14 protein-coding genes are annotated in these 12,621 nt (G+C 30.9%); 9 read left to right on the forward strand and 5 right to left on the reverse strand.

What is annotated here, in order from left to right:
• Positions 1-24 precede the first annotated feature (24 nt).
• Complete coding sequence (locus ACQYZ7_RS10440; protein WP_430729690.1) at positions 25-801, forward strand: formylglycine-generating enzyme family protein; 777 nt, start codon at positions 25-27, stop codon at positions 799-801.
• Entirely contained in the window at positions 798-1,511 is a 714-nt protein-coding gene (locus ACQYZ7_RS10445) for an SCO family protein (protein WP_430729691.1), read from the forward strand. Before ACQYZ7_RS10440 ends, ACQYZ7_RS10445 begins: the two co-directional genes overlap by 4 nt.
• A 58-nt stretch (positions 1,512-1,569) precedes the next feature.
• Here ACQYZ7_RS10445 and ACQYZ7_RS10450 read toward each other — a convergent pair whose 3' ends face one another.
• The 4 genes from ACQYZ7_RS10450 to ACQYZ7_RS10465 form a co-directional block, all read right to left on the reverse strand.
• Positions 1,570-2,100 carry a DUF1572 family protein gene (locus tag ACQYZ7_RS10450; RefSeq protein WP_430729692.1) on the reverse strand — a complete coding sequence of 177 codons (531 nt, stop codon included), beginning with the start codon at positions 2,098-2,100 and terminating at the stop codon, positions 1,570-1,572.
• Positions 2,101-2,132: 32 nt separating this feature from the next.
• Positions 2,133-3,404 (reverse strand): adenylosuccinate synthase, encoded by a 1,272-nt coding sequence (locus ACQYZ7_RS10455; protein WP_430729693.1) that lies wholly within the window; start codon positions 3,402-3,404, stop codon positions 2,133-2,135.
• Positions 3,405-3,427: 23 nt separating this feature from the next.
• Positions 3,428-3,877 carry a Fur family transcriptional regulator gene (locus tag ACQYZ7_RS10460; protein ID WP_047788906.1) on the reverse strand — a complete coding sequence of 150 codons (450 nt, stop codon included), beginning with the start codon at positions 3,875-3,877 and terminating at the stop codon, positions 3,428-3,430.
• Positions 3,878-3,951: 74 nt separating this feature from the next.
• Positions 3,952-6,168 carry a RelA/SpoT family protein gene (locus tag ACQYZ7_RS10465; protein ID WP_430729694.1) on the reverse strand — a complete coding sequence of 739 codons (2,217 nt, stop codon included), beginning with the start codon at positions 6,166-6,168 and terminating at the stop codon, positions 3,952-3,954.
• A 155-nt stretch (positions 6,169-6,323) separates the two neighbouring features.
• On the opposite strand from ACQYZ7_RS10465, the gene ACQYZ7_RS10470 reads away from it, so the two are divergent.
• The 4 genes from ACQYZ7_RS10470 (at position 6,324) to ACQYZ7_RS10485 (ending at position 10,401) form a co-directional block, all read left to right on the forward strand.
• On the forward strand, positions 6,324-7,697 hold the full coding sequence (locus ACQYZ7_RS10470) for a TPM domain-containing protein (protein ID WP_430729695.1): 1,374 nt from the start codon (positions 6,324-6,326) through the stop codon (positions 7,695-7,697).
• A 237-nt stretch (positions 7,698-7,934) separates the two neighbouring features.
• Positions 7,935-8,495 (forward strand): RNA polymerase sigma factor, encoded by a 561-nt coding sequence (locus ACQYZ7_RS10475; RefSeq protein WP_430729696.1) that lies wholly within the window; start codon positions 7,935-7,937, stop codon positions 8,493-8,495.
• Positions 8,482-9,264, forward strand: a complete 783-nt coding sequence (locus tag ACQYZ7_RS10480; protein WP_430729697.1) for a hypothetical protein — start codon at positions 8,482-8,484, stop codon at positions 9,262-9,264. Before ACQYZ7_RS10475 ends, ACQYZ7_RS10480 begins: the two co-directional genes overlap by 14 nt.
• Positions 9,265-9,330: 66 nt before the next feature.
• A complete protein-coding gene (locus tag ACQYZ7_RS10485) occupies positions 9,331-10,401 on the forward strand; it encodes a hypothetical protein (RefSeq protein ID WP_430729698.1) in 1,071 nt (356 codons plus the stop codon).
• Between the two features lie 67 nt (positions 10,402-10,468).
• Here the strand turns inward: ACQYZ7_RS10485 and ACQYZ7_RS10490 are convergent, their stop codons facing one another.
• Positions 10,469-11,365, reverse strand: a complete 897-nt coding sequence (locus ACQYZ7_RS10490) for a sterol desaturase family protein (protein WP_430729699.1) — start codon at positions 11,363-11,365, stop codon at positions 10,469-10,471.
• A 122-nt stretch (positions 11,366-11,487) separates the two neighbouring features.
• Here ACQYZ7_RS10490 and rpsF point away from each other — a divergent pair, with 122 nt between their 5' ends.
• From rpsF to rplI, 3 genes are read left to right on the forward strand one after another with little or no spacing between them, the layout of a single operon-like run.
• The gene (gene rpsF, locus ACQYZ7_RS10495) at positions 11,488-11,829 is read left to right on the forward strand and encodes a 30S ribosomal protein S6 (RefSeq protein WP_430729700.1); all 342 of its coding nucleotides are present in this window, start codon (positions 11,488-11,490) and stop codon (positions 11,827-11,829) included.
• Positions 11,830-11,832: 3 nt separating this feature from the next.
• Positions 11,833-12,129 carry a 30S ribosomal protein S18 gene (rpsR, locus tag ACQYZ7_RS10500; RefSeq protein ID WP_028892048.1) on the forward strand — a complete coding sequence of 99 codons (297 nt, stop codon included), beginning with the start codon at positions 11,833-11,835 and terminating at the stop codon, positions 12,127-12,129.
• Between the two features lie 15 nt (positions 12,130-12,144).
• Positions 12,145-12,591: a 50S ribosomal protein L9 gene (rplI, locus tag ACQYZ7_RS10505; RefSeq protein WP_430729701.1), complete on the forward strand. Its 447-nt coding sequence runs from the start codon at positions 12,145-12,147 to the stop codon at positions 12,589-12,591.
• Positions 12,592-12,621 lie beyond the last annotated feature (30 nt).

Consider the following 12,621-nt stretch of genomic DNA (forward strand, 5'->3'; position numbering starts at 1 on the left):
TAGTTAAACTCTAAATTAAAAGAAATGAAAACTATTTTAAGATTGACAATTTGTATCTTTTTCTTAGGCATTTCCAATATGAATTGTCAATCTAAAATGGTTCCTATTAAAGGAGGGAGTTATATTCCTTTGTACGGTAGAGATTCAGCAACAGTTACGATTCAAGATTTTTTAATGGATGTATACCCTGTAACTAATGAAGATTTTTTACAGTTTGTAAAAGAAAATCCAAAATGGAGAAAATCTAAAGTGATTAAACTTTTTGCAGATAAGAGTTACCTTATTAATTGGGAAAATGATACTGAAATAGGAGGTAAGCTTAAATTAAAATCACCAGTTACCAATGTTTCATGGTTCGCTGCCAAATGTTACTGTGAAAACAACGGAAAACGTTTGCCTACAGTTGATGAATGGGAATATGTAGCGATGTCTAATCAAAAACTAGCAGATGCAAGAACCTTAAAAACATACAATGAATACATTTTAGGATGGTATGAAAAACCTAGAACTTTTAATGATGTTATAGGGTCAACATTTAAAAATTATTGGGGAGTTTATGATATGCATGGTTTAGTTTGGGAATGGACGTCTGATTTTAATTCGGTACTGGTATCAGGAGAATCTAGAAAAGATGTTGATAATGATAGTAATTTATTCTGCGGTAGTGCAGCAATAGGATCGACAGATTTAATGAATTATGCAGCTTTTATGCGCTATGCTACTCGTGGAAGTTTAAAAGCTAGGTACACGATGCGAAACTTAGGTTTTAGATGTGTAAAAGATAAAAATATAGAACAATGAAAATAACAAAGTACATATTAGTGATCCTTTTTTCAATTACATTGTTTAGTTCTTGTAAAAAAGAAAAAAGCAAAACAAACTCCAATATAGCTTATGAATGCCCAATGCTTTGTGAAGGAGACAAGTTTTATAATGAAGAAGGAAGTTGTCCTGTTTGTAAAATGGATTTAACACAAAAGAATCAAAAAGAGGCTAAAGAGTTAGCTACTGATATTTCTGAAAGTTCTATATTCAATTTAACATCAGAATGGAAAACTGAAGAAAATAAAAGTATTCATTTAGAAGATTTAAGAGGGAAAACTTTGGTAATGGTCATGATTTATACTACGTGTAAGGCTGCTTGCCCCAGATTGGTTGCTGATATGCGTAATATTGAAGCTAAAATACCAAAGGAATATAATGATGACTTACTATACGTTTTAATTAGTATTGATCCTAAAAATGACACTCCAGAAAAACTAAAAGTTTTTGCAAAAGAAAATTATATGGATGATGAGCACTGGACTTTTTTACAAGGCACAGAAGAATCTGTTAGAGAGTTTGCAAATGTGTTGGCAGTAAAATACAAACAAATTTCTCCGTTAGATTTTTCACACTCAAATATAATAAGTGTATTTAATCCGGAAGGGGAGTTAGTGCATCAACAAGAAGGTTTAGGTGTAGATAACAAAGAAACAGTAGTAAGTATTTTGGAAACAGTAAAAAATTAAGATGCCATATGTTTCCTAAAAAAAACGTCTTTTAGAAATTTCTAAAAGACGCTTTTTATTATTTATTTTTTTCGAATTGAGCTTGTATAAACTCTTTTGATTTTCCTTTCGCTATAGAAGCTGTTTTCCATTTATCGTTTAAAATCATTTTACCCACATAAGCTATTTGACCAATATGATAAGGGTAATGTGCTATTTGCCTAGTAATGCTTTCAATCAATTTTACTTGTTTATTTCTAATAATAATAGGCTGCGTAAAATTGACCTCATTTAAAGAATTTAAAGCTGTAAAAAGGCTATTCCATCCTTTTTCCCATTTATCTATCAATTCTTTTTTAGACAAATTATGAGTTTCAAATTCAGCATCTCTATCTCTCCAATCTTTTTCTCCATCAGAAGTAAAAAAATCTGTCCAACGAGATAACATATTTTCTGAAATATGTACAATGATAGAAGCAATACTATTGCTCTCTTCATTATACTTCCAGTATAAGTCATTCTCTTCTAGTTGCTCAATCGTTTTATCAGCTACTTCTTTATACGATTTAAATTGAGTAGTGATATTCTCTAAATATTCTTTTATCATCATAAAAAAGGAGCTCAATTGAGCTCCTTTAAATTTTATCTATTAATTGTTTGCTTTCTATCAGGTCCTACAGAAACTATTTTTACAGGTACACCAGTTTCTTTTTCAATAAACGCAATGTAGTCTAATAAGTTTTTAGGTAAATCATCAGCAGAAGTCATTTTTGTTAAATCATCTTTCCAACCTTTGAATTCTGTATAGTTCACAGTTACATTTTCTGGCTCAATATTATAAGGGAAATGAGAAATCTCTTCTCCTTTATAATTATAAGAAGTACAAACTTTTAAAGTGTCAAAACCAGATAACACATCACCTTTCATCATCATTAACTGTGTAACACCGTTTACATCAACAGCATATTTTAAGGCAACTAAATCTAACCATCCACAACGACGAGCACGTCCTGTAGTAGCTCCAAACTCATGACCAACTTCTGCCATAGTAGCTCCGTCTTTGTCAAATAATTCAGTAGGGAAAGGTCCAGAACCTACACGAGTAGTGTATGCCTTAAAAATACCGAAAACCTCACCAATTCTATTAGGAGCAACTCCTAAACCAGTACATGCACCAGCAGCAGTTGTATTTGAAGAAGTAACGAAAGGATATGTTCCAAAATCGATATCTAGTAACGATCCTTGAGCTCCTTCAGCTAAAATTGTTTTACCTTCTTTAATAGCGTTGTTTAAAAACTCTTCAGAATCAATAAATTGTAATGTTTTTAATTTATCAATTCCTCTAGAAAATTCAGCTTCTAACTCGTCTAAATCGTAATCGATTTGAACATCAAAGTATGCTAACATACTTAAATGCTTTTCAGTTAAAGCTTTATACTTTTCTTTCCAGTTGTCTAATTCTAAATCACCAACACGCATTCCATTTCTACCGGTTTTGTCCATATAAGTAGGTCCAATTCCTTTTAATGTAGATCCGATTTTAGCTTTTCCTTTTGAAGTTTCAGATGCTGCATCTAATAATCGGTGCGTTGGTAAAATTAAGTGTGCTTTTCGAGAAATTAATAATTTAGAAGTATAATCAATGTTATGTGTATCTAAATTCTCTAATTCTTTTTGAAAGATAACAGGGTCAATAACCACTCCGTTACCTACTACGTTTAAAGCTGTTTTATGGAAAATTCCAGATGGGATAGTATGTAATACATGCTTGTTTCCGTCAAAAATTAGCGTGTGACCAGCATTTGGACCTCCTTGAAAACGTGCAATTATATCGTAGTTTTTCGTTAAAACGTCTACAATCTTACCTTTTCCCTCGTCTCCCCATTGTAGTCCGAGTAATAAATCTACTGCCATTTAGTGTGTTGTTAAGTGTGTTTTTATTTGTTGTTTCTTTTTGTTCCGTAGAAATAAAGTGAGTGGTTATGAATATCTATATCAAAAACATCTTCAATTGTTTTTTTGATAATTTGAATTCTAGGGTCGCAAAACTCTTTTACTTCTCCACTATCTGTAAGTATTACATGATCATGATTTTTATCGAAGTAACTTTTTTCGTAGCGCGCCATTGATTGTCCTTCAAATTGATGTTTACGAACTAAACCACAGTCTAATAATAAATCCATCGTATTGTAAAGTGTAGCTCTACTAACACGATAGTTCTTATTTTTCATTTTAATGTATAAAGATTCGATATCAAAATGCTCTTCAGCATCGTAAATCTCTTGTAAAATAGCGTAACGTTCAGGTGTTTTACGGTGTTTATTCTCTTCTAAAAAAGAAGTGAATACTTTTTTTACAATTTCTTGATTTTCGGCTGAATTACTCATTTATTTTTAAATTTTACGAAAGGACAAATTTACGTTTATTTCTTGATAAAATACAAGGATGTTAAAAACGAAATTTACAAAGTATTAACACGCTCAACTTTTTGAACGCCTTCCACTTGTTTCATGTTATTAATTAATTTATCTAGTTGAGTCTTGTTTTTTACACTTAACGATAGTTTTCCATCAAATACACCATTGTCTCCAGAAATATTAATACTATGAATAAACACATCCATACTATTAGAAATTATTTTAGTAATATTATTTACTATACCTTTATTATCCATACCTGAAAGGTGTAAAATAGCTGTAAACTCTTGCTTGGTAGAATCAATCCACTTCGCAGGCATAATTCTATAAGCATAGTTTGATTGTAACGAAATAGCATTCGGACAATCGTTTTTGTGTACCTTAATTCCTTCGTTAATAGTTACAAAACCAAAAACTTTATCACCAGGAATAGGAGAACAGCATTTTGCTAGAGTATAATCTAATGTTTGCTCTTCTTTACCAAAAACTAAGGCATCATATTTATTAGTAACCTCTTCTTTTTCGGATATTTCTTTTGAAGGAGAACGTCTAAAAGTACTCTTAATGAATCCCATAAGACGATTACTTCTTTGAGCGACAAACTCTTTAAGTTGCGTGTTGTCTATAGCACCATTACCTATTCGGTAAAATAAATCGAAACTAGTTTTTAATCCAAAATAACTGGCTAATTCATGAATAACTTTTTCGTTAGAGTTAATTTTTAAATGACGTAGTTTTCGTTGTAAAATAGCTTTTCCTTCTTCTGCTATTTTCTTTTCTTCAGCTTTTAAAGCTGATTTAATTTTAGCACGTGCTCTAGCTGTAATAACAAAGTCTAGCCAACGTACATTTGGTTTGTTGTTCGATGCAGTAAGTACTTCTACCTGATCTCCACTTTTTAACTCGTAACTTAATGGAACCAGTTTTCCGTTTACTTTTGCTCCACGACATTTTAATCCAACATCGGTATGTACAGAAAAAGCAAAATCTAATGCTGAAGCTCCTTTGGGAAGTGATTTTAAGTCTCCTTTTGGAGTAAACACATAAATTTCCTTAGCATAAAGATTCAGTTTGAAGTCTTCAACAAAATCGACAGCATCTAAACTATGGTTTTCTAAACTTTCTTTTAAACGATTTAACCATCCTTCTAAACCATTTTCTTTTACAGAGCCTTGCTTGTATTTAAAGTGGGCAGCATAACCTTTTTCAGCAATTTCGTCCATTCGTTCAGAACGAATTTGAACTTCTACCCATTTAGCTTGAGGGCCAATTACTGTTATATGTAATGCTTCATATCCTGTTGATTTTGGTTGTGAAATCCAATCTCTCAAACGAGCAGGATTGGGTTTGAAAAAGTCGGTAACGATGGAGTAAATTTTCCAAGCATCAAATTTTTCATCGCCAGAAGTTGGTTTGTAAATAATACGAATAGCAAACTTATCGTACACTTCATCGAAAGTTACGTTTTGCTTACGCATTTTTCTACGGATAGAAAAAATAGATTTAAAACGTCCTTTTATTTCATAATTAAACCCTTCGTTATTTAATGCTTCATTTAAAACACTAGTAAAGCTATCAATATATTTTTGTTGATCTTCTTTACTGTCTTTAATTTTAATTAAAATATCCTGATAAACATCGGGTTCGGTATATTTCAACCCTAGGTCTTCCAACTCAGTTTTTATGTTATACAGTCCTAAACGATGAGCTAAAGGTGCGTAGATATACAAGGTTTCCGATGCTATTTTCACCTGCTTGTGAGGAGGCATAGAATCCATAGTTTGCATATTGTGCAATCTATCAGCTATTTTAATCAGTATTACTCGAACATCATCATTCAGGGTGAGTAACATTTTTCTGAAATTCTCTGCTTGTATAGAAAAATCTTGGTCTTTTTTTAAATTAGAAATTTTAGTGAGTCCGCTAACAATACGAGCAATTTTTTCACCAAACAAACGTTCCATATCATCAATGGTATAATGGGTGTCTTCCACAACATCATGAAGTAGGGCAGCAGCAATAGAAGTGGCTCCCAAACCTATTTCATCTGCAACAATTTTTGCTACAGAAATAGGATGGTAAATATAAGGCTCACCTGATTTTCTACGTTGTTCAGAATGTGCTTCTACAGCAATATCAAAAGCCTTACGTATCAATTTTTTATCATCTTCTGATAGTGTTTGATATGTGCCTTTTAATAAGTTCTTATACCTATTTGCTATTTCTTTGTTTTCTTCTTCTATCGTTGCATTATAACTCATATAATAAAACTCTTTTACTCATTAGGTTTATAATAAAAGTAGTACAAAGAATTATATTGGGCAAGTTTTGTAAGAAAATGTTTATTGTAGACTTATTACTTTTACAAGCAATTAAAAAATACTAAAAAAAAGAAAGAATATTGAATACTCAAAAGATGAAAAAGTACTTATTAAAATGCCTATTGCTATTTGTTGTTTTTCAGGTGTATAGCTTTCAGGGAGTTGTTGAAGAGGAAAAGGTTTCTATAGTTTTATTAGAAAATGAGACAAAAGAAGAGCAAGAAGAAATTAAATTAACTTATCCTGATAGTTTTATTCCTCCAAAATATACTCAAAAAGAGGTTTATACAGTTAAAGATGTACCAAACCCTAAAAAGAATGGTGCTAATGGTTTTGTATCAGACCCCAATAATTATATAAATGAAATTGAAGAAAAGCAATTAAATTTAAAGCTTTGGGAGATTGAACAAAACACGACGGCGCAAGTGGTTGTTGTTATTCTTAAAAGTATAGGAAAAGAAGTTCCTAAAAATTTTGCCGTCAAATTATTTGAAGAGTGGGAAATAGGTGATAAAGAAACCGATAACGGATTACTCATTTTAACGGTAATAGATCAACGAAGAACAGAGTTTGAGGTTGGATATGGGTTAGAGCCTACTTTAACCGATATTGTTTGTCATAGAATAGGAACAGACGAGATTGTACCGTATTTTAAAGAAGGAGAATTTGGTAAAGGGTTGCTATCTGCTGTTTCTAGGGTTAGAGAAATAATAAATAAACCTGATGTTATTGATGAGATTTTTGGGCAAGACATTAATTATTATGAAGAAACTAAAACAAGTAAAAGCCCTTTTATTATTTACCTACTTTTTTATGGTACGTTTAGCCTATTTGTAGGAGGTTGGTTTGTTATAAAAGCAAGATCAATAGATACAGCTAAAGAAGATCTTTATGATAAGTACCAGGACATGAGTGATCTAGGGTTAGGTTGTCTACTCTTTCTGTTTCCGCTACCACTTTATTTTATCAATAAATATGTGAAAGCTAAACTTAAACTTTATAGGTTTTCTCCTCGTTTTAGTAAAAAGAACGGGAAGCAACTTTATTTAAAAAATGAATGGAGTGAAAACGATTTTTTAGAGAAGGCACAAATTCTTGAAGAAAAAATTCAGTCAAAAGAATATGATGTTTGGGTAACAGAAGACGAGAGTGATATTCTAATCCTAGAATATGAAGGTTCTAGTAGAAAGTATTCTAATTGTAAAAAATGTGGATATAAAACTTATGGGAGAATAAGTACAAAAGTTTTAGATAGAGCAACGTATCAGTCTAGTGGAAAGAAACAAGAAAATTATTTATGTAAAAATTGTAATTATCGGGAAAGTAAAACAATAATAATTCCTAGGCTAGAAAGAAGTAGTAGTTCTTCTTCTAGTTCTGGAGGATCTTCATGGTCTTCTTCGTCTTCATCTTCATCAAGTTTTGGAGGTGGTAGTTCTGGAGGTGGTGGAGCAGGAGTAAGCTGGTAAATAAAAAATAAACATCTAGGTTTTTTCCTGTAAATATATTTGTTGATATAGCATAACTTTGCAACATAATTCAGAGGAGACACAAAAAGAGCTAGTCCCCCTGAAATATCATTTAATTATGGTATTTGAACCTCCGGTCTTTCAATAAGTTCGGAGGTTTTTTTTATTCTTCAGGCAACCTTTTTTCAAATCCAGTAGTCTTTATATTTGTAAGGCTATAAAAACGTACCTATTGATTTGAAAATTATTTCATTACATAACGAAGAAGCTTCGCTTATAAAACAAGCAAAAAAACAAAGTAGAGAAGCTCAACAATTAATATTTGAGCAATACTCTCCAAAAATGTTAGGAGTTTGTAGACAGTATGTTAAAGATTTACATCATGCAGAAGATTTAATGTTACAAGGTTTTTTTAAAGTTTTTACTAACATTGAAAGATTTAAGGGAGAAGGAAGTTTTGAAGGTTGGATTCGTAGAATTATGGTGAATACTTGTATTAGTTATTTGCGAAAAAAGAATCCAATTCAAGTATCGGGTGAAGATTTTGTCTTTAATGAAGTAGCAACAGAAAGCCTTGAAAATACATCGGTAGAAGATATTCAAAAGTTAATAGATGAATTACCTGAAGGATATAAGTTAGTTTTTAATTTATATGCTATTGAAGGATATAAACATTCAGAGATTGCAGAAAAATTACAAATTTCTGAAAGTACCTCAAAATCACAATTATTTAAAGCACGTAAATGCTTACAAGCGAGTTACGAGAAAATTAATCAAGTAAGAAATGTCAAGCAATAATATAGATAAACATATAGCAGAAAAGCTAAAAAACAGAGAACTAAAACCATCTAATTCAGCATGGGAAAGGTTAGAGGCTCGTTTAGATAATCAAGAAGCTATAAAGAAAAAGAGCTGGTTTTTATATGTAGGATATGCAGCAGGCTTTGCTTTATTAGTAAGCTTTGGAGCATTCTACTTTACTGATTCAAACTCAAGAACACCAGTTAAAGAAGTAATTGTTGATACTCCAGTTGATACACTAAAATTTAATAATCAAGAGATTGAACAACTTATACGAAATACAGATGAAGCTGTGGTAAAAAATGAAGAAAACACACAAGAAAAAAGTCAGCTACAAAAAAAGGAAAAAATAATTATTGTAGCTAAGCAGTCTACATTTAATGAAGAAGAAATGATTTTTAAAAACATTCAAGATGAAAAGCTGTCTAAAGAAGAGGTTGTAGCAGAGGTGAATGAATTAATAGTATCAAAAAAGAAAGAATTTAATTCAAGAGTTAAAGTAAATAGTGATGATTTACTATTTGCAGTAACACATAGTACTGAAGAGGTTAAAGAATACTATGCAAAAAATAAAGTAAAGAGAGAAGATGTGTTAAAAACTATTGAAGACGAGCTGAAAAAGTCAAACTTAAAAATAGACCCCAACATCATTTTAGCAGAAGTTGAAAGAACAATTGATGATGAAGAATTTAAAGGAGACTTTATGCAAAAACTAAAATCAAAAATATCGGACATTGCTGTAGCAATTGTAGATAGAAACAAATAAAGCGCTTATTAATTATCGATAATTAACCATTCCAAAGTATTATCAGTTTAATTTAAAATTACAAAAATGAAAAGAATACTATTATTAGTGTTGTTTGTAACGACTATTGCCCAATCTCAAGAAAAAGTATTTGAAAAAGAAGTAAAGAAAATATCAATAAGTATTGATAGCATTACCAAGCAGCAAAAAGACTCTTTAAAGATTCGAGTAAAAGAGATTAACACAAAATTAGAAAAGAATAAAATAACATTTGATAAAGCTGCTATATTAAAAAAAGAAGCAGCAGCCTATCATGCAGCTCAAATAGAGAAAAAAGTTAGTTTTCAGGAACAAAAACTACAACAACTTGTACAAGACAAAATTGACGGTAAAATATTTAGCAATGAAGAAGAATCACGAGAGCAAACTTTTGAAATAGCAAAATTTAAGTTCAGACTAAACTTTTCTGACGATGAAGAAGATGAAGTTGAAAGAGAAAAGAAAAGAAGAAGAAAAAGAACCACAACACAATTTGTTTTTGCTTTAGGAGCAAATAATACATTAACAAATAATAAACTAAGCTCTTTAAAAGATTCAGATTATAAGTTTTGGCAATCGCATTTTTATGAGTTAGGTTTTACATGGAAAACACGGTTGTCAAAAGAACCTTCAAAAACATATTTTAAATACGGTTTCTCTTTTCTGTGGAACAACTTAAGAGCTAAAAACAATCAATATCATATAGTTAATGAAAATGAAACAAACTTAAGTATTCATCCAGAACAGCTTTCTGAAAGTAGGTTACGACATGTACAAATGACGTTTCCGATGCATTTAGAATTCGATTTTTCAAAAAATAAAAAATATTCTGATGGAGAAATTGTAGATAGAACACATCAAAGTTTTCAAGTTGGAGTAGGTGGTTTCTTTGGATTTAAGCTAGGAACTCGTCAGTATTTAGAATATAAAAATGCACAAGGAGTTACAGTTGAAGAAGTTCAGAAGAATAATTTTAATATGAATAAATATAACTACGGATTAAGTGCTTATGTTGCTTACCAAGGAATTGGGTTATATGCTAAATATGATTTAAATCCATTGTTTAAAAATACAGATACAAGAAATATTTCATTAGGTCTTCGATTTGATATTAATTAGTAAACTACATTGAGGCTAGCTTTTGAGGGGTATTTCCTTTTGGCGGTGCCAATAAAAAAGGAGAAGTTTAAACTTCTCCTTTTTTATTTTCTTCCCATTCTTTACGTAAATGCATTGAAAGTTTTCCGGTACCATCATGTTTCCATCCAGGAGGTTTAAAAAAGTACAGTAACCTTTTTCCTAACGTAGTTTTACTAGTAAAAACATCATTGAACATATTATACCATTCAATAAAAGCCACTTTAATTGGGTTATACGTATTTATATTTTTAACTAAACCGTACACTGGTTTTTCTATTTCAGGTTCAAAAGTTCCAAAAAGTTTATCCCAAATAATAAAGATTCCTGCATGATTTCTATCTAAATATTGAGGATTGGTTGCATGATGAACTCTATGATGACTTGGAGTATTAAAAATAGCTTCAAACCATTTAGGCATTTTGTCAATAAGCTCAGTATGAATCCAGTATTGATATAACAAACTAATACTCATTTGAGTTACAATCATTAATGGATGAAATCCTATGATGGCCAATGGTGCCCAAAATATGAACGTGTAAAAACTTCCTGACCAAGTTTGACGCAAAGCAGTACTTAAATTGTATTTTGTTGAAGAATGATGAACCACGTGGCTAGCCCAAAAGAGTCTACTTTCATGTGCAATTCTATGGTTCCAGTAGTACGCAAAGTCTTCAGCAAACAATAAAATAAACCAAGACCACCAAGTAAACGGAATAGTAAATAGGCGATATTGATAAAGAAATAAAAACGCTCCAAATATTAATCCTTTGGTAAATAACCCTATAAAAACATTCCCTAACCCCATAGTTATGGATGTAGCAGCATCTTTAAACTCATAATCTTCTAATTTTACTTTAACGGTTAATATTACTTCAATAATAACAGTTAAAATAAAAAAAGGAATAGCATAATGAACTAAATTAGGAATTTCAGGGATTTGCATAAAAAGAGTGTTTAGTCACAAACTTACACAAAATCATTAAATTATTTAAGTCGTAGAGTTTGTTTATGGATTAAAAAGCAGTATATTTGCAGGCTTAAAAATAAATTTTAAATAATTTAATTATGAATCATTACGAAACTGTTTTCATTTTGAATCCCGTTTTATCTGAAACTCAGATAAAGGAAGCAGTAAAAAAGTTTGAGGACTATTTACTTTCTAAAGGTGCAGAAATGATTTCTAAAGAAGATTGGGGCTTAAAAAAATTAGCTTATCCAATCGAAAAGAAAAAAAGTGGATTTTACCACTTATTTGAGTACAAAGTAGCAGGTGATGCAATTGCTGCGTTTGAATTAGAGTTTAGACGTGACGATAGCGTTATGCGTTATTTAACTGTAAGGTTAGATAAGCATGCTGCAGCTTGGGCTGAAAAGAGAAGAAACCGTGTTAAATCTGCAAAAAAGTAAGAAATGGCATCTATAGAACAACAAGCAAAAGGAAACAAGCAAGGAGAAGTACGTTACTTAACTCCGCTTGATATCGAAACTAAAAAGGAAGCTAAATACTGTCGTTTCAAGAAAAACGGTATTAAATACATCGATTACAAAGATGCAGACTTCTTAATGTATTTAGTAAACGAACAAGGTAAAATTTTACCAAGACGTTTAACAGGAACATCATTAAAATATCAACGTAAAGTGGCACAAGCTATTAAAAGAGCTCGTCACTTAGCTTTAATGCCTTACGTTGGAGATATGTTAAAATAATAAAGAAGTAGAAACATGGAATTGATATTAAAACAAGACGTAGAAAACTTAGGTTTTAAAGACGATGTTGTAACTGTTAAGAATGGTTATGGACGTAACTACCTAATACCTCATGGATATGCAATTTTAGCTACTTCTTCAGCTAAAAAAGTATTAGCAGAAAACTTAAAGCAACGTGCTTATAAAGAAGCTAAATTAATAGAAGATGCTAACAAAATAGCTGAAACTGTTAAAGGTTATGAAATCAAAATAGCTTCTAAAGTAGGTTCTGGAGATAAATTATTTGGATCAGTAAACAACATTGATGTTGCTGGAGCATTAGCTAAAGCAGGTACTGAAATAGATAAGAAGTTTATCAAAGTTACTGGAGGTAACGTAAAAAGATTAGGAAAATACAATGCTGCTGTACGTTTACACAGAGCTGTTGTAGTAGACATCGTATTTGAAGTAGTTGCTGAATAGTAACTAAATTGTTAAATACATGTTAATAAA

It is taken from the genome of Tenacibaculum sp. SDUM215027, assembly GCF_050566205.1.
In the GTDB taxonomy this organism is placed as follows: domain Bacteria; phylum Bacteroidota; class Bacteroidia; order Flavobacteriales; family Flavobacteriaceae; genus Polaribacter.